Origin of the sequence: Mastigocoleus testarum BC008, from assembly GCF_001456025.1 — a bacterium.
GTDB classification, from domain to species: domain Bacteria; phylum Cyanobacteriota; class Cyanobacteriia; order Cyanobacteriales; family Nostocaceae; genus Mastigocoleus; species Mastigocoleus testarum.
Map to the genome: position 1 here is coordinate 35,892 of NZ_LMTZ01000145.1, position 22,961 is coordinate 58,852.

Annotated in this window: 15 protein-coding genes, 1 tRNA gene and 2 pseudogenes; 15 read left to right on the plus strand and 3 right to left on the minus strand. The window is 37.5% G+C overall.

Going from position 1 to position 22,961, the window contains the following annotated elements; all coding sequences use genetic code 11:
• Window positions 1–79 precede the first annotated feature (79 nt).
• From BC008_RS38930 to BC008_RS52945, 5 genes and pseudogenes are all read left to right on the plus strand, one after another.
• Complete coding sequence (locus tag BC008_RS38930) at window positions 80–1,564, plus strand: protein kinase domain-containing protein (protein WP_027845754.1); 1,485 nt, start codon at window positions 80–82, stop codon at window positions 1,562–1,564.
• Between the two features lie 334 nt (window positions 1,565–1,898).
• On the plus strand, window positions 1,899–3,233 hold the full coding sequence (locus tag BC008_RS38935; RefSeq protein ID WP_027845753.1) for an FAD-dependent oxidoreductase: 1,335 nt from the start codon (window positions 1,899–1,901) through the stop codon (window positions 3,231–3,233).
• Window positions 3,234–3,819: 586 nt separating this feature from the next.
• On the plus strand, window positions 3,820–4,986 hold the full coding sequence (locus BC008_RS38940; RefSeq protein ID WP_027845752.1) for a cysteine desulfurase family protein: 1,167 nt from the start codon (window positions 3,820–3,822) through the stop codon (window positions 4,984–4,986).
• Window positions 4,987–5,524: 538 nt separating this feature from the next.
• Window positions 5,525–8,446 (plus strand): annotated as a pseudogene (locus BC008_RS38945) (leucine-rich repeat domain-containing protein); the annotation flags it as partial.
• Between the two features lie 204 nt (window positions 8,447–8,650).
• Window positions 8,651–9,526, plus strand: a pseudogene (locus BC008_RS52945) (CHAT domain-containing protein); the annotation flags it as partial.
• Between the two features lie 128 nt (window positions 9,527–9,654).
• Here the strand turns inward: BC008_RS52945 and BC008_RS38950 are convergent.
• Window positions 9,655–9,728: transfer RNA gene (locus tag BC008_RS38950), tRNA-Arg, on the minus strand.
• Window positions 9,729–10,175: 447 nt separating this feature from the next.
• On the opposite strand from BC008_RS38950, the gene BC008_RS38955 reads away from it, so the two are divergent.
• From BC008_RS38955 to BC008_RS38990, 8 genes are all read left to right on the plus strand, one after another.
• Window positions 10,176–10,835, plus strand: a complete 660-nt coding sequence (locus BC008_RS38955; RefSeq protein WP_027845506.1) for an Npun_F0813 family protein — start codon at window positions 10,176–10,178, stop codon at window positions 10,833–10,835.
• Between the two features lie 154 nt (window positions 10,836–10,989).
• Complete coding sequence (locus BC008_RS38960; RefSeq protein ID WP_027845507.1) at window positions 10,990–11,871, plus strand: hypothetical protein; 882 nt, start codon at window positions 10,990–10,992, stop codon at window positions 11,869–11,871.
• 22 nt (window positions 11,872–11,893) lie between these two features.
• Window positions 11,894–12,889: a helix-turn-helix domain-containing protein gene (locus tag BC008_RS38965; RefSeq protein ID WP_027845508.1), complete on the plus strand. Its 996-nt coding sequence runs from the start codon at window positions 11,894–11,896 to the stop codon at window positions 12,887–12,889.
• Between the two features lie 272 nt (window positions 12,890–13,161).
• Window positions 13,162–13,491 (plus strand): divalent-cation tolerance protein CutA, encoded by a 330-nt coding sequence (gene cutA, locus BC008_RS38970; RefSeq protein ID WP_027845509.1) that lies wholly within the window; start codon window positions 13,162–13,164, stop codon window positions 13,489–13,491.
• 653 nt (window positions 13,492–14,144) lie between these two features.
• A complete protein-coding gene (locus BC008_RS38975; RefSeq protein ID WP_027845510.1) occupies window positions 14,145–14,681 on the plus strand; it encodes a histidine kinase in 537 nt (178 codons plus the stop codon).
• A 446-nt stretch (window positions 14,682–15,127) separates the two neighbouring features.
• Complete coding sequence (gene sir / locus BC008_RS38980; RefSeq protein WP_027845511.1) at window positions 15,128–17,044, plus strand: sulfite reductase, ferredoxin dependent; 1,917 nt, start codon at window positions 15,128–15,130, stop codon at window positions 17,042–17,044.
• A gap of 228 nt (window positions 17,045–17,272) precedes the next feature.
• Window positions 17,273–18,055: a 16S rRNA (uracil(1498)-N(3))-methyltransferase gene (locus BC008_RS38985; protein ID WP_027845512.1), complete on the plus strand. Its 783-nt coding sequence runs from the start codon at window positions 17,273–17,275 to the stop codon at window positions 18,053–18,055.
• A 50-nt stretch (window positions 18,056–18,105) separates the two neighbouring features.
• Window positions 18,106–19,179 (plus strand): tetratricopeptide repeat protein, encoded by a 1,074-nt coding sequence (locus BC008_RS38990; RefSeq protein ID WP_027845513.1) that lies wholly within the window; start codon window positions 18,106–18,108, stop codon window positions 19,177–19,179.
• 416 nt (window positions 19,180–19,595) lie between these two features.
• On the opposite strand, the gene BC008_RS38995 is transcribed toward BC008_RS38990, so the two are convergent.
• Complete coding sequence (locus tag BC008_RS38995; RefSeq protein WP_027846797.1) at window positions 19,596–20,246, minus strand: RNA ligase family protein; 651 nt, start codon at window positions 20,244–20,246, stop codon at window positions 19,596–19,598.
• A 285-nt stretch (window positions 20,247–20,531) separates the two neighbouring features.
• A complete protein-coding gene (locus BC008_RS39000; protein WP_036268914.1) occupies window positions 20,532–21,017 on the minus strand; it encodes a hypothetical protein in 486 nt (161 codons plus the stop codon).
• Between the two features lie 535 nt (window positions 21,018–21,552).
• Between BC008_RS39000 and BC008_RS39005 the strand changes: the two genes are divergently transcribed.
• Window positions 21,553–22,179 (plus strand): esterase/lipase family protein, encoded by a 627-nt coding sequence (locus tag BC008_RS39005; RefSeq protein ID WP_058184556.1) that lies wholly within the window; start codon window positions 21,553–21,555, stop codon window positions 22,177–22,179.
• A gap of 333 nt (window positions 22,180–22,512) precedes the next feature.
• Entirely contained in the window at window positions 22,513–22,947 is a 435-nt protein-coding gene (locus BC008_RS39010; RefSeq protein ID WP_058184558.1) for a VOC family protein, read from the plus strand.
• Window positions 22,948–22,961: the final 14 nt, after the last annotated feature.

Sequence of the window (22,961 nt, forward strand, 5' to 3'; positions counted from 1 at the left end):
TTTAAGTTACTGATTTACTTTTGACACAAAGGTCGTAACACTATAGACACACAAAAAATTAGCAATATCAAGTATCCTTATGAGCATCTGCATTAATCCGCATTGCTCCGAGCGTAATAATCATCGTGACATGCTATTTTGTCGAACCTGTGGTTCGGAATTGTTGTTACAGGGATCCTATCGGGTCAAAACTAAGCTAGGGGGTGGTGGTTTTGGCGAAACCTATGAATTGGCAGACAAAAATGGTAAACGTAAAGTATTAAAAGTCTTAATAGATGAGCGTCCCAAAGCAATAGAGTTATTTAAACGGGAGGCTGAGGTACTAAAGGTTTTAAATCATCCGGGTATTCCCAAAGTTGAAGAAAACGGATATTTTCTCTATCTTCCCCGCAACACTCAAAAACATTTGCACTGTTTGATTATGGAGAAGATTGAGGGCTTGAATTTATCTAAGTATATTCAACAACAGGAAAACAAGCCAATACATCCCAAGTTAGCTCTTACATGGCTAAGAGAATTAACACTTATTTTACAAGAAGTACACAGCCAACACTTTTTTCATCGCGATATTAAACCTTCCAACATTATGTTGCGAGCTGATGGACGTTTGGCGCTAATTGATTTTGGTACGGTGCGAGAAGTAACTAAAACTTATGTTGCAAAAAAGGCTGCTGGAGATATTACAGGAATTATTTCATCTGGTTATACTCCAATAGAACAAATTAATGGTCAAGCGGTACAACAATCAGACTTTTTTGCTTTGGGACGTACATTTATTTATTTATTAACAGGTAAGTCTCCAAGTCAATTATACGAACCATGTACGAACGTATTAGAGTGGCGCTATCTAACGCCTGAAATTTCACCGGAATTTGCAGATATCCTTGATGAAATGATGGCGCATTCTGCATATCAACGCCCGAAAAACACCCAGATAATTTTACAAAAATTGGATGCAATAGATACAGCTTTACCTTCAGCAATAAATGTTAAGCGTTTAACTAAAAAAGCAGTTAAGCAAGAATCTCAAATTAAAAAAGGTATTAGATATGCTAACGCTTGGATGCGGTTTTTAGCTTATTTAACCGATCTAATTATATTATTTTTTATTGGTATATTTTTCGGTGGTTGTGCGGCATATTTAGCATATTCAACAGGATTTATAACTGAGTCGGAGAATTTATTTGATATCGGAGGAATCGTATGGATAAGTTCAGTCTGTGGATTTTTTCCTATTCTTTTTAGTTTAATAACATCTCCTGAGGAAATAGGTACAATAGATATCGTTGCCAGTTTATTTGGAATCATAATTAATTGGCTTTATTTTATTTCATTTGAAATGTCTGCTAAAAAAGCCACTCCGGGAAAGCAATCTTTAGACATTCATATAACTGACTTAAGTCAAAATAAAATTTCATTTGTCCAAGCTAATATTCGGTATTGGACTAAATCATTATCTATATCTTTATTGATGATTGGATTTTTGATAACTGCTTTCACACGAAAAAGACAAGGTTTACATGATATTTTTGCAAAAACTATTATCACAAAAAAATTTAATTAACTCGTTTATTTATTTTGAGAAATATTTAGCTAAAATAGTAAAAATTATTCTCTAAAAAAACAAATAATAATCAATATTCAAGAAGTATATTTTAGATAAAATAACAATATATCTGATAATCATTAATTTGATAATATTGGTGTTAATTAAACAGATTAAATAATTACTGTTAAATCTATAGATACAAAAATTAATACAAATCTAATTAAGTTCATAAAAATTACACTTTTGATAATACTTTCTATTTTGAATAAATCTCGTAAAAAAAAGCAAATCTCAAAATATTTAGTGTAAGAATATATATGTTTAAGAAGTTAAGACGGTCGGTGTAGGAATGAAGGAAAATCATGCGATTGTTATAGGTGGTAGTATAGCTGGAATGCTAGCAGCAAGAGTGCTTGCCGATAGTTTCAGTTCGGTTACAATCCTGGAAACAGACAAATTACCCGACAAACCCGATCGTCGTAACGGGGTCACACAGTCTTTGCAACCACACATTTTATTTGCTAAAGGTTTCAGAATTCTAGATACTTTATTTCCTGGAATTGGCAAAGACCTTGCAGATGTTGGCGCATTACCGATAGACTGGCCAAGAGAATTTCATCTGTTAATGAAGAATGGAGAATGGGGCACAACAGTAGATTCTCCAACTGATATAACTTCCGTCACTTGTTCTCGCCCATTATTAGAATGGACAATTAGACGCAGGTTGGCAAAATTTTCCCAAATAAAGTTTGTAGAAGAATCTCGCGTCACTGGGTTGCTCGCAAATCCTTGTAAAACTCAAATTTGTGGTGTAACAGTTTTACAATCAGTTAATGGAGCTAAACAAGAGCAGCGTTTAATGGCAAAACTAGTAGTAGATGCTAGCGGACGTCATTCTCAAACACCTTCTTGGTTGGAAAGTTTAGGCTTTAACCCCCCAACAGAAACTGTAATCAACCCATTTTTGGGTTATGCAACGCGTCGTTACAAACAACCTGAAAATTTTGCAGATGACTGGAAATTAATCTTAATTTCCCATTCTCCTCCTAATGCAACTCGCTTAGGGTATTTAGCAAAAATCGAGAATGGCGAATGGATTGCAACTTTGGGAGGTTATGGAAAAGATTTCCCTCCTGCAGATGAACCTGGTTTTCTAGATTTTGCTCGCAGTCTACCTTCAGACAAATTTTATCAAGCGATCGCACATGCGGAACCTACATCACCTATTCATGGTTATCGTGACACTGCTAACCGGTTACGTCACTATGAAAAAATAAAAATGCCTAAAGGCTTTGTATGTTTGGGTGATGCAGTTTGCGCTTTGTGTCCAGTTCACGGTCAAGGGATGACAGTTAGTGCATTATCAGCATTGGTATTGCAAAAATGGTTGCAAAATCCAAAATCGAATTTCCAAAAAAGTTTAGCTCAAAGTAACTCGCAACATTGGAATTCTGCAACAAATAAAGATTTGCTTTTTCCCACTACAGTTACAACCATGGGTTACGGTAAACAAACTAAGTTACCAAAAGTACTAAAATGGTATTCTGATAGCTTAGTGAAACTTGCACATTCAGATCCTGATATTCTGTGTTTATTTGTAGAAGTATCTCAGTTGTTGAAATCCCCCTTTGCTTTATATCACCCGAAAATTATGTGGCGCGTACTGAGTCAGGGTTTGGTTTGAGTTGGGGACTGGGGACTAGGGACTAGCGATTGGTGATTTGGTTCAAACTAATGTTATTAGTTATTTTCATTAGTTTTGACATGTTGTAGAGACGTTGCATGCAACGTCTCTACAGGGTTTTGTGGAAAAAAGCTACCAAAATGAATGGAACAAAGCACTAGTTAGGGCTTGCTGTTCGCATAGCGTAGCGTTAGCTAAAAAAGTAGAGTTTCGCGAATCCAGAAGCCACACAGCTTGCAAAATATTAGTTTCATCCCGCTTGTTTCTAATTTACCCAGGGATATCAAGGACTAAAGTGCAAGGTTTTTGAGACTATAAACGTTATTTTCTTGCACTTGTTTAGTACAAAAAACCTTAAAACCCTTGCCTGTTATGGCTTTCAATTTTATTCAGCAAGCCCTAGTTAACTTTTGAGTTTTGTGTTTTGTGTTTTGATTTTTGTGTAATACTGTGTTACTCGTTAGCATATGCCTAAAGAGTTTAACTGAAACGTATTACCCCTAAATCCTTGGAAAGGGGGACTTTGAAACAAACTCCAAATTCCTAATTCCCACTCCCCAATCCCCAACCCCAAATCCCCAGTCAAATTATGAAACGCCCTATCTACCTCGACTGTCACGCAACTACCCCAGTTGATGAACGGGTAGTTGCTGCGATGTTACCGTATTTTACGGAGCATTTTGGTAATCCTTCTAGTATCAATCATATCTATGGTTGGGAGACGGAAGCTGCTGTCAAGAAAGCACGGGAAGTCTTAGCAGGAGCTATTAATGCTACACCAGAGGAGATTGTTTTTACCAGTGGTGCAACGGAAGCAAATAATTTAGCTATTAAAGGTGTAGCAGAAACATATTTTCAAAAGGGTCAGCATATTATTACTGTCTCCACAGAACATAGTGCAGTAATTGATCCCTGTAATTACCTTAAATCTCTGGGATTTGAAATCACTTTTCTTCCTGTTCAAACAGATGGATTAATTAATCTCAAGCAGTTAGAAGAAGCTTTCCGCGATGATACCGTTTTGGTGTCCGTTATGGCGGCAAATAATGAGATTGGAGTATTACAAGCATTAGCAGAAATTGGGAAAATCTGCAGGGAACGTAACGTATTATTTCACACTGACGCCGCCCAAGCCCTTGGTAAAATAGCTTTGGATGTCGAGTCAATGAATATTGATCTGATGTCAATGACAGCCCATAAGTTATATGGACCTAAAGGTATTGGTGCGCTGTATGTTCGTCGTCGTAACCCCAGAGTTAAGGTTGCACCACAATTACATGGTGGAGGACACGAACGGGGAATGCGATCAGGTACTTTATATACACCCCAAATAGTTGGTTTTGCGAAAGCTGTAGAGATTGCTTTACAAGAACAAACTACAGAATGCGAACGTTTAACTCACCTCAGAGAAAGTTTATGGAAAAAGCTTTCCCAACTCGAAGGAATTCATCTGAATGGACATCCCACCCAAAGACTTCCAGGAAATCTAAATGTCAGCGTTGAGGGAGTGGACGGAGCCGCATTACTATTAGGATTACAACCAGTGATGGCGGTATCTGCCGGTGCTGCTTGTTCTTCAACTAATACTGCACCTTCCCATGTCTTGATGGCTTTGGGTCATTCAGAAAAACTGGCTTATGCTTCCATCAGGTTTGGGATTGGAAGATTCAATACCACTGAAGAAATCAACCAAGTAGGAGAACACTTTGTCTCTACAGTTCAAAGTTTGCGCAAGCAAGCAAGTTTAGTTTGAGATCATAAGTAGGTGGACAAAAATATTTACCGTCATTGCGAACAACGTGTTCGCGGAGCGCGTCCTCAGCAATCCCAAGCTCCTGCGATTGCGTCATTTCGCTTTGCTCCATATGCGCTTTGCGCACGCTACGCTAACGCAATGACATTGTGTAATTAATTCAGTCCAACTACTTAGTTACCTTGAAGTCACGATTCGATCGCAAGATATATAACTATACATCAATATAATTCAAAATAACCGGATTGCACTGCCTTGAATCAGTAAAATGCTCTGAGGAGAATTTTACACGACCAAACGACAAATTAACGCAAGTGTAACCAAACCTGTACTCGTATGAGTGTGGGTTTTTTTATTTCAAAAGTGGTAGATATGTAGCAGAGGCTGAGCCGCACCTGCGGTGAACACCGACACCGTAGGCTCTGCTACGTCTTTAAAGGAATTAGGAATGGAAATTTAACTTTTTACTTTTACACAGTCAAGCTAATAAATGGGTAAATCCGATATATTCTGAATAGATTTATTGTTATATGTACTAATGACTACAGAAGAACTGCTACAAGTAATTGAAAGAGCAGCAAAAGAGGGGTGGACAGAATTAGACCTCTCCGGCAACAAATTGACAGAATTACCGCCTGAAATTGGTAAGCTAACTCAACTCAAAAAGCTGATTATTGGTAAATATGAGTATGACTTTCAAGAATTTATAGTTGTAGTTACTACCATCAGTAACAAGTTGACTACCTTACCAACAGAAATTGGATTGCTAAATCAACTTGAATATCTTCAGATAGTCAGTAATCAACTCAGTAGTTTACCAGCAGAATTTGGACAACTCACCAACTTGCAAACCCTCAACCTCATCGGAAATCAACTCAGTAGTTTACCAGCAGAATTTGGACAACTCACCAACTTGCAAACCCTCGATCTGAGCAATAATCAACTCAGTAGTTTACCAGCAGAATTTGGACAACTCACCAACTTGCAATCTCTCGATCTGAGCAGTAATCAACTCAGTAGCTTACCAGCACAAATTGGACAACTCACCAACTTGCAATCTCTCGATCTGAGCAGTAATCAACTCAGTAGCTTACCAGCACAAATTGAACAACTCACCAATTTGCAAACCCTCAACCTCAGCAGTAATCAACTCAGTAGCTTACCAGCACAAATTGGACAACTCACCAACTTGCAATCTCTCGATCTGAGCAGTAATCAACTCAGTAGCTTACCAGCACAAATTGAACAACTCACCAATTTGCAAACCCTCAACCTCAGCAGTAATCAACTCAGTAGCTTACCAGCACAAATTGGACAACTCACCAACTTGCAATCTCTCGATCTGAGCAGTAATCAACTCAGTAGCTTACCAGCACAAATTGAACAACTCACCAATTTGCAAACCCTCAACCTCAGCAGTAATCAACTCAGTAGCTTACCAGCACAAATTGGACAACTCACCAACTTGCAATCTCTCGATCTGAGCAGTAATCAACTCAATAGCTTACCAGCACAAATTGAACAACTCACCAACTTACAGACCCTCAATCTGAGCAATAATCAACTCAGTACTTTACCAGCACAAATAAAAAAACTCACCAACTTGCAATCCCTTGACCTCGGGGGTAATCAACTCAGTACTTTACCAGCACAAATAAAAAAACTCACCAACTTGCAATCCCTTGACCTCGGGGGTAATCAACTCAGTACTTTACCAGCACAAATTGGACAACTTACCAACTTGCAATCCCTTGACTTCAGGGGTAATCAACTCAGTACTTTACCAGCACAAATAAAAAAACTCACCAAACTTAAAAGACTCGATTTACGTGGGAATCCAGTTCCCGTTCCACCGGAAATTTTAGGACCAAAGGGACCATGGGGAGATCCGGGTGATGTTAAAGAAATCCTTGATTTCTATTTCCGGGTACAAGACCCCAATGAAACAGAACCCCTCTATGAAGCAAAATTACTGATTATTGGGGAAGGAGGAGCAGGTAAAACTTCTTTAGCTAAAAAAATTGAAGATGAAAACTACAAACTTGACTCTGATGAAAAATCAACAGAAGGAATTGACGTCATCCAATGGAAATTCCCACTCGACAACGGTAAAGAATTTCGGGTTAATATCTGGGATTTTGGGGGTCAAGAGATCTACCATCAAACCCATCAGTTTTTTCTGAGCAAACGTTCCCTTTATGTTTTAGTTGCTGATACCCGCAGAGAAAACACTAATTTTTACTGGTGGATGAAGGTCGCAGAACTTTTGAGCGATAAAAGTCCGATTTTGATTATTAAAAATGAAAAACAAGACCGCGATTGTGAAATAAATGCAGGGGAGTTACGGAAAGAGTTTAGTAATCTAAAAGAAGTTTTAGCAACGAACTTACAGACAAATCGTGGTTTAGCAGAAATAAAAGCAGAAATTCAAAACTACATTACCAGACTTCCCCATGTTGGGGACAAATCACCTTTACCAAAAATCTGGGTAAGAATCCGTTCCGCTTTAGATAACGATTCTCGCAATTACATTAGTATTTACGAATATTACCAACTTTGCGAAATTAATAAATTAACTGACCGTCAAGACATGCTACGACTGAGTAGTTATTTACATGACCTCGGTGTTTGTTTGCATTTCCAAGACGATCCAACCCTCAAACACTATGTAATACTCAAACCAGAATGGGGTACAACAGCAGTTTACAAAGTTCTAGATAATAAAACCGTCAAGCAAAATCTGGGATGTTTTACTCAAGAACAACTCGCAGATATTTGGAAAGATAGCGAATACGCTGATATGCAAGATGAATTGCTGCAATTGATGATGCGGTTTAAACTTTGCTACCCAATTCCAAATCGTCCTGGTAATTACATCGCACCACAATTACTCGATAATGAGAACTTACCTAATTACACTTGGGATAAATCTTATAATCTGATCTTGCGCTACAAATATGAGTTTATCCCTAAAGGTATTATTACCCGCTTTATTGTAGAAACACACCCTTGGATTGAAGAACAAAAACTGGTTTGGAGAAGTGGTGTTGTTCTTAATAAAGACAAAACTCGTGCGGAAATCATAGAAAACTATAATCAAGGAAAAATTAAAATCAGCGTATCTGGAAACCGGAAAAAAGAATTACTCGCAGTCGTCACCCACGAGTTAGAAAAAATCCATAATTCTTTTGAACGCTTGAAATATCAAACTTTGGTTCCCTGTAACTGTAGAGAATGTGCGGGAAGTGAAAATCCTTATGCTTATCCTTTAGAAAATTTGCGTAAACGTTTAAATAGGGGTAGATATGAAATTGAGTGTGAAAACAGCTTTGAAATGGTTGATGTCCGGAGATTAATTGATGACGTGAATTTGTCAACTCAGCCAGAATATCGAGAATCTCAAGTCCAAAGTACACCATTGCAACGAGAACTAGAAACCGAGAGAAACCAATCTTTGAAGACAAGTCAACTCATTATAAAGCATCAAGATTTTCAATATCAAGATTTTGAAATAATAGTCGATCGCAACAAGAATATTCGCGCGTCCTCAGACCAGGGTGAGGTATCAGGTCAATTACTCTTGAAAATGGACGACATTGAATTGGAGTTAGAACTGATTGAGTACAACAATAAAAATGACAAATTACTTAAAAAATTAGGAAAGAAACTTTACCAAGCACTTTTTCCCAACGATGTTAACGCTCAATTCCGAGCTATAATTACAGGCGCACAAGCAAATAATTACAGCGTCCGCTTGCGTTTAATCTTTCAATCTCCCGACTTAGCCGCTCTTCCTTGGGAGTTTCTCTACTACGAAGGAACAAATACTTTTTTAGCAAACGACAAACAAACCGTAGTCTCCCGTTATATCGATCTTCCCCTACAGAAAGGCGAAATCAAAGCCGCTAATCTACCCCTCAAAATTCTGTTAGTCATCTCCACTCCCAGTGACTTAGCAAATTTAGACGCAACTGCTGAAGAAAACCTGATTCGAGAAGCACTGAAAAAATATATAGAAGCAGGTCTAATCGAATTAGACGTATTAGCAGAAGCTACAACGCGCAATATTAGACGTAAGCTTGATGAAAAAGCTTATAACGTATTTCACTTTATCGGTCATGGTGATTTTAAAAGTGATAAAGGTTATATCTACCTTGTTGATGAAGATGGTAAAGCTAAATCATTTAATGATGAAAACTTCGCTAATTTCTTTTTAGGCAATAGAAACCTCGGATTAATAGTCCTAAATTGCTGTAGAGGTGGGACAGTATCCACAAATCAAGCATTTGCAGGTACAGTACTAAACTTAGTACAGAGAGGAATACCCGCAGTCATCGCCATGCAATATGAGATACTTGATGATACTGCCAAATTGTTCGCAGACGAATTTTATAGTCACTTAGCACAGGGTAATCCCGTAGATACAGCTATCCAGAAAACCCGCAATGCTATCTCTCAAGAATTCGGCTTAGATCGACGCGATTTTGCGACACCAACACTTTATATGCGGGCTAAAGATGGAGTAATTTTAGATTTGTGAAGGGAACAGAGAACGGGGAATAGTAATAAATAATCCGTTGTGTGACTTATCCTTACCTACTTACCCGGTAGAAAAAATTATCAAGACGCGACGTATCACGTCTCTACGAAATACATTGAATTAAAAAGCGGGCGCGGCAGGACTCGAACCTGCGACCGACTGCTTAGAAGGCAGTTGCTCTATCCGGCTGAGCTACGCGCCCAATTAGTGCAGAAAAAATATTCTACTTAGTTATTCAGACAATGAGATGCTGACAATAATTTCAGCATTTGGATTATATATCTATTTCTAACAAAAAGCAATATTCAGAAATTTACGTATGGATCCTATACCCGAGCGCAGTTAGTATGATGAGTGACAGTCAATAAAATTTATACATTATAAGCTTTCTATTCATAAGGAAATTTATGTATATTGTGATATCAAACAAAATGTAATTAATCACCTTAAAACAAAAGACTAACTGCAAATAACAACCCTGCAACTTAAATATGGTGTTTTGAATTTTTACTCCTGTACAGACGCGTTAGTACAGCGTGACCGCAAGGTCATCATGTCGCGTCTCTACAACTTCTTACTCATTACTTATTACTGTGCGCTGTCGCGCCCCGCTACGCTAACATTACTCATTACTTAATTTCCTCAAGCCATGTTTATTCTTAAACGGGAGGATGTTGAAATCTCCACGGTTCTACACCCCAAACGAGACCAGCAAGTACCAATCCTGTACTATCAAGAACAAACTTTTCGCCTAATTAAAGTATTTCCAGCTTCCCAAGAAGAAGAAGCAAAATCTTTATGGCGAGAATTAACTGATAACCGGGGTAAAGCATGCGTATTATTAGAAGAAATCGAACGCTATAGTATTTGGGGTAAAGTCCGTATCGAAAATTTAGGTAATGATTCCGAGGAACGCCAAAATATTGCGGTCTTGGTTCAAGGTAGTATTTTGCTATTACAAGCAATTTACCTCGATATTGAAGAATTCTTAGGTTCCAAGCAAGCCTCATTATTCGAGAAAGATATTGCTGCATTTTTCGGCGAACATAAATTTCCTCAGGTAACTGCACCTCAAGGAGTGAAATTATTACTAAATTTCGATCCATTCCAAACAGTACAGGTTCCCATATGGCAGGAAACACATATCGTGACATTCTTACAGGAATTACATCGATTGGGAAAATCTTACTTTGGTAACACTAACTTTGCACATCCCGTAGCAGAAAAATTACAAGACATGCCACAAGAAGAGCGATCGCAGTTTACCCAATGGTTGAATGAATCTTCTTTAAAGAAACTTTGGCATTAACTTTAGCATCAAAATCAGGTATTATCTCTGAGGTCAGAATTGTGTGTTTATCCCAAAAACATTCACTTTAAACCAATGCATTCAGAAAGGGTGCGAACCAGCTCAAATATAAGCTAAAACACGGAATAGAGGATGTTTCGCACAATAAGATCTGATGATTAACGTTTACAAAAATTCATATAGAGAAAAATCTATTTTTAATACACAAAACATTGTATTAGCCAATATTGCTTGGGCAGTGCTAGCAATTTTATATTTTTTACTATTCAGTGCTAAAGTTCCAAATACAGAAGGAATTCTTAGACGTGCCGAATGGTATGTACTAGGAACAAATGTTCTTGAAGCCTTCGCTTATTTATTCGCAGGAATTTTATGCTTGCGCAATTGGCGAAGTAGTAAAATTGTCAGCAGTCGAAATGTTTGGCTTGCGATTGGGATGGGAATGCTTTCTTATTTCCTAGGAGGAATCTTCTTTGGATTTCAGGAGATAGTCTTAAAAAAAGAACCCACTCTTTCCCTAGGCGATATATTTTTTGTGCTGACTTATATTTTACTGGGTGTAGGTATGATTGTGGCAGTAGCTTCTCGACGAATTAATCTAGAAGCATGGCAATGGATTATTGTTTTAGCCATTGGCGCTTTTGGTAGCGCCTTAGTTTGGCTACTTTCTAATTTGCCAGAAAACCAACAACTAGCAGCCCAATTAAGTCCATGGGAGCAAAATGTCTTTCAATTTGTAAATTGGTTTTATGTGGTGAGTGATGTTTTACTAATTATGATTGCTACTACTTTGTTACTGGCATTTTGGGGTGGAAGAATAGCCATGTCTTGGCGAATGATTGCATTTGCATCGTTTTTTCTCTACATTGCAGATATGTGGTTTAAATATGCTGGTAACAGACCAGATTATCAAAGTGGTGACATATTAGAAGTATTTTGGGTCTTGAGTGGAGTTTTATTTGGGATGGGTGCAGCTTTAGAGTATGACGCATCATTAAGTCGTTCCCGACGGGAGCGCGGGCGCAAAAGAGCTTAACGTAACAAGCAGGTGTCTACAGGTGAGAAAACTAACTGATTCAGACAAAAAAGAGATCCTTAAGTTATACCGGGAGAGTGCTGAAACAACTTCAACTCTGGCGGAGCGTTATGGTGTGAGTAATTCGACCATTAGTCGATTGCTCAAAAGTACTCTTCCTGAAGACGAGTACGAATATCTCGTTTCTTTAAAGCGAGCGGCTAGAACTCCGGAAGGAAGAGCACAGGTAAATTATGAGAATATACCTGTATTCGCCAAAGAAGAAATAGAAGAGCAAGAGCCGAAGAAATCAGAAAAACCAAAGAAACGGGAAAAACCCGCACCGGTAAAGAAAAAAGCTGTTACGAGTGGGGAAAGAAGAGTAAAGCGGCGTTCTTCTGCGACGACTGCTGCTCCGACTCCTACCCCCAGTCCGGTAGCATACTCACAACAGTTAGAAATATTTGGCGATAATGAACCAGAAGCAGAAATTGCTAATATTCCCTCACCGTTGTTGGAAGAAGAAGATGATGATGATGATGATGAGCGTCGCACTCCGAAAATCATCGCTGAAATGCTCGGTGAAGATTTGCTCGATGAGTCTGAAGAATTAGATGATTTAGACGACGATCTCGAAGATGATTTCGACGATGACTTTGATGATGAAGATGACTGGAATCGTCCCTTTGTTACCAGGACTCGTTCTAGCGGAGATCCATTAATCAAAGTTTTGCCACTTTCTGCGGCTAGTTTACCTAGAACCTGCTATATCGTTATAGATCGTTCTGCGGAATTAATTACCCGCCCCTTAGAGGAATTTGGCGACCTGGGTGAAATTCCTAACCTGGAAAACCAACAAAGAACCTTACCTATATTTGATAATCACAGAATCGCCAAGCGGTTTTCTACCAAGCGCGATCGCGTGATTAAGGTCCCCGACAGCAAAATGCTGCATAAAGCCCGCTATCACTTGCAGGCTAAAGGTATTACTCGGTTGTTAATTGATGGTCAAGTTTATTCCTTAGCTGTCAGCGTTTAGTGGTAGGGTGTATATCTATGCTCCTATGATTTAGGCGCATTAACCATTAGTTGTAGAGACGCGATAGCACTTAGTACAAATACACTACATGTGTTGAGTGACCGCAAGGTTGCTTCGCGTCTCAAATTGGTAGATGTAGCATTACCCAGAATTAGGCAAGTGTCACAATAAAAATTAAATTTAAGGTTGTACCAGGTTTTTTAATACCCCAGTTAAGGAATGAATCACTAACTACGAACTGTTTAGTTGCTGCAAATTTTAAGGATGGAATAATGGATGGGGATAATAATTGCACAGTAGTACTGGTAACCGCAGGTTCTCAAGAGGAAGCAGAAAATATTCCTACTGCGTTGGTAGAACTCAAACTTGCTACTTGCGTTAACATCCTACCAATTCACTGTTCTATTTATATTTGGGAAGGTAAGGTAAGTAAGGATCGAGAATGGCAGCTTATTATTAAGACAAAGCTCAGTCAATTTCCAGCATTAGAAGCAAAAATCCAAGAGCTTCATTCCTATGATGTACCGGAGATTATTGCTATACCCATAGTTGATGGGTCTCAAGCTTATTTGCAGTGGATGTTAAATCAAATAGCTCAATAACGCTTCACATTTTTGAGAAAGACCTGTTGACCAATCCTTTTGACACCGATCTTGAGAGCGACCGTGAGGGCTAATTCACGGATAGCTTGACAAGGGACTAATTATCAGTGGTGAATTAAACTCATTGCCAATCTACATTAACCTAATTCACCTCAACTTAAAAATAACCTGTTATCAATCAGCTAGTTTTGGTAATATAGCAATTCTTTCCTTATTGCAAAATAAAGCTTCTCAAACTTGAACTATTAAAAAAATAGCGCACATTTGTAGTATTACCGAAAAATTTCCCGATATTTTTGCTCCAAATTACCTCCTCTATTAGGAGTAAAACATCAAGCTTTAAACTACATTTCTATTGCAAGAATAGGACAAATATATATCTTATTTCATGATTATAGATTTTTATCAAATTCATCATGATTTTTTTGATATCACACCATTGTGCAAGTATAAAAAATGTCTACAGACTGAGGGCAAATCAAGATATTTGAAGTAAGGAATCATAAAAAATCTAAAACCTAGTAAATTCACTATAAAAACCGCATAAATATTATCAATCAAAAATCAGAAAATCATCGGACACTTGTGGAACCTTCTGGTCTATTTTTCGACATGGTACTTAAAGGCAACTCCTACAAAAAATATTTTGAATTATGCATAAATTATTCAAGTCTTTTGTCGTAATTTCTGCTTTGTCAGCCGTTTCCATTACCGCAGGATTTATGTCAGCAGAACAAGCATCTGCTCAACCCAAAAAAGGTACTGATGCAAGTTATGTTGGTGCGGGTTTTGCAGCAGGAGTAACTAATGGTGGGCAAAGTGGAGGCGCAGCAACTTTTGGTGGTAACATAACAGGTCGGGTAAAGCTAGGCGAATCTCCATTTTCTGCTCGAACTCAAATTCTATTTAGTGATGACACAACTGCCATCGTGCCTCAAGTTTCCGTAGATGCAGGAATTGCTAAAAACACCAATGCTTACGTTGCTGCAGGCTATTCTTTTGTTGAAAAAAATGGTCAGCCAACACCCTTAGGAAATAAAGATTCCGTAGCAGTTACTGCTGGTGTAGAAACCGAAGTTGGCAAAAATTTCCTCATTTACTCTAATGCAACTGTAGGTGTTGATGCTTATGAAAATAGTCCCGCTTCTGCTATTAATGTTGGTGGTGGTTTAGGTTATCGCTTCAAATAAATCATTCCTGAGTTTTTATCTGACTTCAAAAGATACCTAATAATCACATTATTCCCATCACAAGACATTAGAAATATCTGAATAACTATCAATTTATTTATGCTCGGAAATTAGTTGACTCTAAGTTGCCGTTTGGTCTTTTCATTGTTTATTTTTGGCCTTGAGATAAACTTTTTCTACTACTCCTCTTAGATATGTTCAATGTCTTGAAGTATTATTTGTTCTCGCTTACTCATAAATCTTAATGGGTAAGTAAAAGTTATTGCTGGGTTTGTTAAGTGTTGCATCACTGAAAAACCCAGCTTTTTCGCATGTTAAGATAAGAATATTATCTAATTTGCTATTGCTATTAGATTACAAGAAATTATTAAACCGAAATGGTTCTTATTCTCAGTTCCTAAATTCGGTTACTGTGGTGCTTAATTTAAGAAGACGATAAAACAGCAATGGTTAAATCCGCTCCTCCCGAGATTGCAAATCGTAAACCTTCCAAAATCGAAGGTATCAAAGAAAATAGTAATTTTTTACGCGAACCTGTAGCAACTGAATTACTTGAAGATACAAACCGTTTTAGCGAAAAGGCAATTCAAATCCTCAAGTTTCACGGTTCTTATCAGCAGGATAACCGCGATAACCGAGTTAAGGGGCAGGAGAAAGATTACCAGTTTATGTTACGGACGCGCAGTCCGGGAGGATTTATTCCACCACAGCTATATTTGACTTTAGATAAATTATCTAATGAATATGGCAACAATACGATGCGGGTCACAACTCGCCAAGGTTTTCAGCTACATGGAATCTTAAAGAAGAACCTGAAAGCAACAATCGCTGCCATTGTTAAAAGTATGGGTTCTACCTTAGGTGCTTGCGGCGACCTTAACCGTAATGTTATGGCACCACCTGCTCCATTTAAAAACCAACCCGAGTATCAGTACGCTTGGGAATATGCAAATAATATTGCTGACTTGTTGACACCCCAAACAGGAGCTTATTACGAAATTTGGTTGGATGGGGAAAAAGCAATTAGTGGGGAAGAAGATCCAGAAATCAAAGCAGCAAGAGAACGTAACGGTAATGGTACTGTATTCCATGACAATCCGGAACCAATTTACGGCACCCACTACATGCCACGCAAATTTAAAATTTGTGTTACCGTCCCCGGTGATAATTCCGTAGATTTGTATACCCAAGATTTAACCTTGGTCGTCATAACCAACGATAAGGATGAATTAGAAGGTTTTGACATCTTTGCAGGTGGTGGCTTAGGAAGAACTCATAATAAAGAAGAAACATTTGCTAGAGCCGCAGATCCTATCGGTTATGTTGCGAAAGAAGATGTATACGATTTAGTTAAAGCCGTTGTTGCAACCCAAAGAGATTATGGCGATCGCGTTAATCGCCGTCATGCCAGACTAAAATATCTAATTAATGACTGGGGTGTAGAGAAATTCCAGTCTATGGTAGAAAAATATCTTGGCAAGCCATTAGAAGCATTTAAGCCCTTACCGGAATGGAAATACAAAGATTTTCTTGGTTGGAACGAACAAGGTGATGGTAAGTTATTTGTTGGAATTTCCATTGATAACGGACGGGTGAAAGACGAAGGTAGTTTTCAATTAAAAACAGCCGTACGAGAAATTGTTGAGCAGTTCAACTTACCGATTCGCCTCACACCAAATCATAACTTAATTTTCTACGACATCGATCCAGAAAATCAAATCGCAATTGAGAAAATACTCAAAGATAATGGTGTTAATAGCAACCCAGAAAAAGTTAATTCTTTAGTACGCTACGCAATGGCTTGTCCTGCATTACCAACCTGTGGTTTAGCTATTACCGAATCAGAAAGAGCAATACCCAGTATTTTGCAACGCATTGAAAAATTGCTGAATAAAGTTGGTTTAAAGAACGAGCATTTTGTGATTAGGATGACAGGCTGTCCTAACGGTTGTGCCCGTCCTTACATGGCTGAACTTGGTTTTGTGGGTAGCGCTCCCGAAGCTTATCAAATTTGGTTGGGAGGTTCGCCGAATCAAACTCGTCTTGCAGAACCATACGTTAATAAACTCCCTATTAATGAATTAGAAAGTTTCCTCGAACCAATTTTTGTCTACTTTAGAAACTCTCGGGAACAAGAAGAAAGTTTTGGTGATTTTTGTGCTCGAGTAGGCTTTGATGAAATTCGCAAGTTCTCAGAAAATTACAAGCCTGAGACAAGTAATAATAAACGCAAGCCCAGTCACAGAATAACTGTACGCAATGAGATTTACACCCATCTCAAAGAGATTGCTAATTCTCAGGGTAAGTCAATGACTGATTTAGTCAATGAAGCAGTCGTAGAATATTTGAACATTAAATGTTGATATATCTCCCTTGAAAGCTCTTTGCTAACAGCTTTTTGCTAACAACTTTCTGCTAAAATTTTTAACTAGATTTTTTGGCAAAAAATATTACTATCTAGGGGCGCACTGCGGTGTGCCCCTAAAATTAAACCTAAAATTGAAAATCATACGCTTAAAAATCACAAATCCTCTTTCCACACTCCTAAACTACCCACACTTCCCTCTCTTGAAATACCCTCCCAAGACTGCATGAGACAACTGCAAAGGATTGCGATCGCACCATTCCAAAAACAACAAGAACAGATTGTACTGACAGCAAAACAAAAACATTATCTCTATCGCGTGCTGCGCTTAGGAGAGGGTAGTAAATTCATCGCCATGGATGGTGAGGGTCAATGGTGGTTAACACAACTTAGAGGCGAAGAAGCACGGGTATTAGAAAAACTAGAGGTCGAAAATCAAGAATTATCTATTTCAGTTACACTCATCTCAGCTTTACCAAAAAATGGATTTGACGAGATAGTACGTTGTTGTACTGAATTGGGAGTAAGCTGTATTGCTCCAGTAATCAGTAAGAGAACTTTACTTAAACCCAGCCCTCAAAAATTTCAACGCTGGCAAAAAATAGCTCAGGAAGCTTCTGAACAGTCAGAACGAACTTTTGTTCCTAATATTCTTGAGCCAGTAAACTTTGACCAAAGCTTATCATTGTTCCCAGATTCAGAAAACTCTGCCGCTCAACATAAAAAATATATTTGTACAGCCCGCAGTGATTCTCCTCACTTGCTAGCTTATATTTCCGGTCAAAAATATGCCATTGAGCAAGAAAAACCTTGTCAAATCTGGCTTGCAACTGGACCAGAAGGGGGATGGACAGAAAAAGAAATAGAATTAGCAACTGAAGCTGGCTTTCAAACAGTTTCTTTGGGAAAAAGAATTTTAAGATCTGTGACTGCACCAATTTTTGCTTTATCTGTAGTAGCTGCTGCATTAGAATCTATTGCAATAGAAAATGTTGATGTTAAATTTTAGGCATATCATCTAATATCTATCTATAAACCAGCTATTTTGGTGCTAAGAGTATGATAAAGCAAGTTACTGACGCATTCAAAACCAAAGATTATCGTACCGCAGCTAAATTAATCAAAAAACTTCTCAAAGAGTCACCAGAAGATCCTTGGGTACTTTTTCACTTGGGACAACTGTATGAAGTCACAGAGAAATACCAAGAAGCAGAAAAGGTTTATCGACAATTACTCAGACATACAGTGGGTGCGAAAATAGTTATTGCTGCTCGTGAAGCCTTACAAAGGCTAGAAAAAATTCGGGAACAAAAAAGAAAAGAAGCCATAGCTGAAGCTACATCTAAGCCAGATAACACCGAACAAGGAGTATTAGTCTTAGAAGCTCTCAGCAACGAAATAAAAACTCAAGCAGCGCAAAAATTTGCTCAAATCATGCAAATAGATGCTTATAGTGCCAGATTATTATTACCGAGTCGTGGATGGCGCTTATACCGTAGCGGGATGGTGGGAGAATTAAAATTTTATGGTCAACAATTATTGAATGCCACAATACCTTGTTTTTGGGCAAAACTAACAGATATTCAGAAAATACAAGTTTTTCAAGTTAATTATTTTACTCAATTAGATTCAAAAGCTACTGTTGTTTGTCGTGATCGAGAAAATCAACTTGGTTCCCTTAGTTTTGATTGGTCAGAAGTCAAACAATGTGTTAAGGGGCTATTACCAGTCTTTGAAGAGGTTGTAGATCGAGATGTGCGGGGTAAATTGGAACGCAAAACTCAAACTCAGGATTATTTTCAATTTTATGATTTACACCTTCCCAACCGAAATTGTATTTTGCGACTTTATGATAATGGCTATGAATATCAACAAGGCATAAATATAGCTCCTCAAAACAGCCAAAATACAATTAGAATCAACTGGAATAATTTACTTACATCTCTGGAAAAAAAATTACAGAAGATTCAAATTTGTTCAGATTTTAATACCTTTGCAGAAAATATACTTGACCGAGCAGAATTACTAAATAAAATTCAGCCCCACATAAATTTAATCAGGCGGGAAAAAACTAATTGGGATGCAGCATTTCAGTTATATAGTGGATTAGCTTTTGTTAAAAACTCTCAGTAATATAAATGTTGCTGAAGAAATATTTTACTAAATAAGTAAGTAGGCGAAAAAAAAGTAAACTATGTAAATAAATATAAAATATCTGTATTTGGTTAGTAGTCGCGCTTTAGCGCTAAAGCGCTATTACAAACAAGTTATGATTTTTCTTACTAACGTACTTAAATAATTTTCAAAGGTTAGCCTTGAATATTCAATTTAATTTAATTTAATTTAATTTAATTTAAGGATTTAATGTCAGCAGGAGCATCAACTATTTCAAATTAGTTATTAAATCCTTTGAAAGCACTTGCTATGATTAATAAATATTCTCCGCCGAGTTAATCTGACTATAACAACAGTACCGAAAACCAGTATTAATAAAAATGAAATTATTTTTCCTATAAATTTATAGTTAGTTAATATTTACTATATTTTTCTTATTCCCAATATGCTTCCCAATCGTGCTTGAATGCTTGTTGCAATCTCCGCATATAATCATTAGTTTTGACTTTTACCATCCATAAATTATCTGGGTCGCTACCTCCCTTACACACAACACCTTCATTAACACTATATTTTCCTTGGCGAACATCATCAATAAACTTGCCAGTGAGCTTACCACGATAAATAACTCGTGGAATCTTTAGCTCACTAAAGTCCTGGACAAATCGGTCGGGCATAATAATATTTTTATCAACTTGTACATCAAAGAGAATGATTTGTTTTGGATCCTCCTTTCTGTGCATTCCCGCAAATGAGTTAGAACCAAAAAACTCTGTAAATACGGTAATTTCAGGATAGCGATATTGCTGATTTTGTCGAAATATATCTTCTAACTGGCTCGCAAAGTCTTTTTTGAATATGTCAGGAGCTTCTTCTAAACCTGGATGGGCATTATTGAATTCTGCAATACCCATATCATCTAAGTCAAACCTGTTACGACGGGTACCAAAAGCATACCACCCAAGTTCAGTTTCCCATACCCAATGGAGATTAGTACCATCATATTTCTCAAAAGCTATACATTTCTTTAGAGGACAGTTTTTACTGTCTGGAATTTTGGGATAGGCAAGCTCTATTCGTGTCATCTCAATACCAACAGAGTTACAATCAGCTTTTGAATTACGATTGTAACACATTGTATGACTTGATATTTCTAAGTTTTATAAAAAACCATCAGAGTATTGGGAAAAAGATTTATTTGGCTAAACATAAAAACCCGGTCACTTAAGTAACCAGGCTTCCCTCATCATAAATTTTGTTTTTAATGATGGTTTCAGCTCTAAATCTATGAAATACAGATTTTTTACCATCAATATTTAAGTTTTTAAAGCTGAATTAAATATACTCAGTTCTACAAACAATAAACCCAACTATTTAACAATAGGAGTTTTGACGGTACGCGCCATTTCCAAAAAGGAATTCATATTTGCCCCAGGACGTCGTCGACCATTTGTACTATTTGGCATCAAATATTTTGTTGAAAAGTTAGTTTCCACAGGTTCCTGTGGCTTAACAGTTCGAGCAGGTGCAGTAGAAGTAGTCTGTGGCGAATTTTCTGACTGAGATTTTTTCGCCTTTTCTGCTTTTCTCCGCTCTTTAATTGATACTTTCTTAGATTTTGGCTCAGCTTCTTTCTTTTCTGCAGTGTTGCCATTAGATGCAGATGTGTCTGGAGCTACACTAGTTTCTGCAGTTGGTTTTACAGGTGCTACACCATTTGATGACTCTGGCTGTGACTTAGCTACCTTTGAAGTTGCTGGAGACTTTACTTCATCTTCCTTCAATTCTAAGTAGTAACCATTATCTTTATTTTTTCCTGGAAGAATTCCAGTAACTAAATCTAAAATTTTACTCATCAGAGATTCTCCTACCCTCTAAACCTAAAGAACCCACCATAATTATGAAAAAAATTATGGAACAATGTTACCTTTTATCAAGAATCCACCCACTAACCCATTTTCTACGACACCCAGCTTGGATGACAACTGTTGACTAATTAAAAAATAGTCAGAGTTCATCTGTAGATAGCGATCTAAGTATGGAGTAAAAATTGCTAAACTTCCCAGTCTAGGAATTTATAACCCGTACATATACAGATTTAATTATTAAATTTCCTAGTGGCTCTGAGCAAGATTATGAAAGGTTCCTTAACAAAAGTTAACTGTTACTTTTGTTATCTCCGTATTGATATTTATTCAGTTGTCTAAAAGTAGTCATTCAGTTGTCAATGAAAATTTAATCGAACTGCTTCAGAGTTACAGCTGCAGAAGTACAATTCAAATAGAAAAATATTAAATTCTTGGATTAACATCAATTTCGTCTAAAACTGCTTAAGTATTAAGATGTTAAGCAGTTAACTTTAACTCTGTTTAAGTAAGTGTAATTATCTAAATGAATACTGGACAAAAGCAACGCAATCCTGTATTGCTTGTGCATGGAATTTGGGACACGGGTAAAGTTTTCCGCAAAATGAGTTCTTACTTAAAGCAACAGGGTCGTGATGTATACGATGTTGACCTAGTACCAAATAATGGTGATGCTGCTTTAGAAGAATTAGCACAACAGCTAGCCAATCATATCAAAACTAATTTTAATTCAGATCGAGCTTTAGACTTAGTCGGCTTTAGCATGGGGGGAATAGTTAGCCGATATTACGTACAAAGGTTAGGGGGGATTAAACGCGTACAAAAATTTATTACTATTTCATCGCCACATTATGGTACGCGGGTTGCTTATCTATCACAACGTCCGGGTGCTAAACAAATGCGTCCTGAAAGTACATTTTTGAATGACTTAAACCAGGATATGTCGATATTAAAACAAGTAGATTACACCTCAATCTGGACCCCCCTGGATATGATGATTGTTCCTGCAAATAGCTCCAAAATGCCTGTAGGGAAAGAAATTGTCATACCAGTATTACTTCATGCTTGGATGTTAATTGATTCCAGAAGTTTAGCCGCAGTTGCAGAGGTTTTGAGTGGGGTTAGGAATTGGCGACTGGGGATTGGGGATTAGCGACTGGGGATTAGCGACTGGGGATTGGGATAATACTGAAAATTAAGCTGTCGTGCATTTTTAATGCACAACAGCAAGTTATTAGCGCCTAGCGCAGCGTACCGTAGGTATTGCGTGTCCGTAGGACATAAGTAAAAAGTCATTAGCGTAGCGTGTCCGTAGGACATAATTGAAGAAAGTTTGAGGCTTCGCTATCGAATTGAATAATATACAAATTAGATGCGTAACAACTTATTGAATTATTACTCATTACTTATTACTCATTACTCGGTATTGGTTAATAGATAATTGATATAGCTTTTTGCGCATAAATATTTTTTTGACGTTAAAGCAATGCAACAGCAAACAATATTCCATCTTGCATTTCCTGTTACTAATATTGCCAAAGCTAAAACTTACTATGTTGATGGTTTAGGCTGTATTCCCGGACGAGAAAGTCGTCACGCCTTAATCTTAAATCTGCATGGGCATCAAATTGTTGCTCACCTGACTAAAGAGCCACTCTCGCCACAACGGAATATTTACCCCAGACACTTTGGAATTGTTTTTACTCTGGAGCAAGATTGGGAAAATTTATTGGTAAGAGCAAAAAAACAGGAATTACTTTTTCGGGAAGAGCCCAAAGACCGCTTTCTCGAGTCACCTTTAGAGCATCGTACTTTTTTTCTGGAAGATCCGTTTTATAACCTAATGGAATTTAAATACTACCGCCATCCAGAAGCAATTTTTGCCAGCGCCCAATTTACCCAAGTTGGTGATAGAGATTAGTTTTTTTGTCTTAT

Excerpts from the sequence above, each read along its gene's own strand:
- BC008_RS38975 (WP_027845510.1), top strand. The coding sequence starts at position 14,145 with ATGCATAAATTATTCAAGTCTTTTGTCGTAATTTCTGCTTTGTCAGCC.
- BC008_RS39005 (WP_058184556.1), top strand. The coding sequence starts at position 21,553 with ATGAATACTGGACAAAAGCAACGCAATCCTGTATTGCTTGTGCATGGA.
- BC008_RS38985 (WP_027845512.1), top strand. The coding sequence starts at position 17,273 with ATGAGACAACTGCAAAGGATTGCGATCGCACCATTCCAAAAACAACAA.
- cutA (WP_027845509.1), top strand. The coding sequence starts at position 13,162 with ATGGATGGGGATAATAATTGCACAGTAGTACTGGTAACCGCAGGTTCT.
- BC008_RS39000 (WP_036268914.1), bottom strand. The coding sequence starts at position 21,017 with ATGAGTAAAATTTTAGATTTAGTTACTGGAATTCTTCCAGGAAAAAAT.
- BC008_RS38935 (WP_027845753.1), top strand. The coding sequence starts at position 1,899 with ATGAAGGAAAATCATGCGATTGTTATAGGTGGTAGTATAGCTGGAATG.
- BC008_RS38960 (WP_027845507.1), top strand. The coding sequence starts at position 10,990 with ATGATTAACGTTTACAAAAATTCATATAGAGAAAAATCTATTTTTAAT.
- BC008_RS38955 (WP_027845506.1), top strand. The coding sequence starts at position 10,176 with ATGTTTATTCTTAAACGGGAGGATGTTGAAATCTCCACGGTTCTACAC.
- BC008_RS38995 (WP_027846797.1), bottom strand. The coding sequence starts at position 20,246 with ATGACACGAATAGAGCTTGCCTATCCCAAAATTCCAGACAGTAAAAAC.
- BC008_RS39010 (WP_058184558.1), top strand. The coding sequence starts at position 22,513 with ATGCAACAGCAAACAATATTCCATCTTGCATTTCCTGTTACTAATATT.
- BC008_RS38990 (WP_027845513.1), top strand. The coding sequence starts at position 18,106 with ATGATAAAGCAAGTTACTGACGCATTCAAAACCAAAGATTATCGTACC.
- sir (WP_027845511.1), top strand. The coding sequence starts at position 15,128 with ATGGTTAAATCCGCTCCTCCCGAGATTGCAAATCGTAAACCTTCCAAA.
- BC008_RS38930 (WP_027845754.1), top strand. The coding sequence starts at position 80 with ATGAGCATCTGCATTAATCCGCATTGCTCCGAGCGTAATAATCATCGT.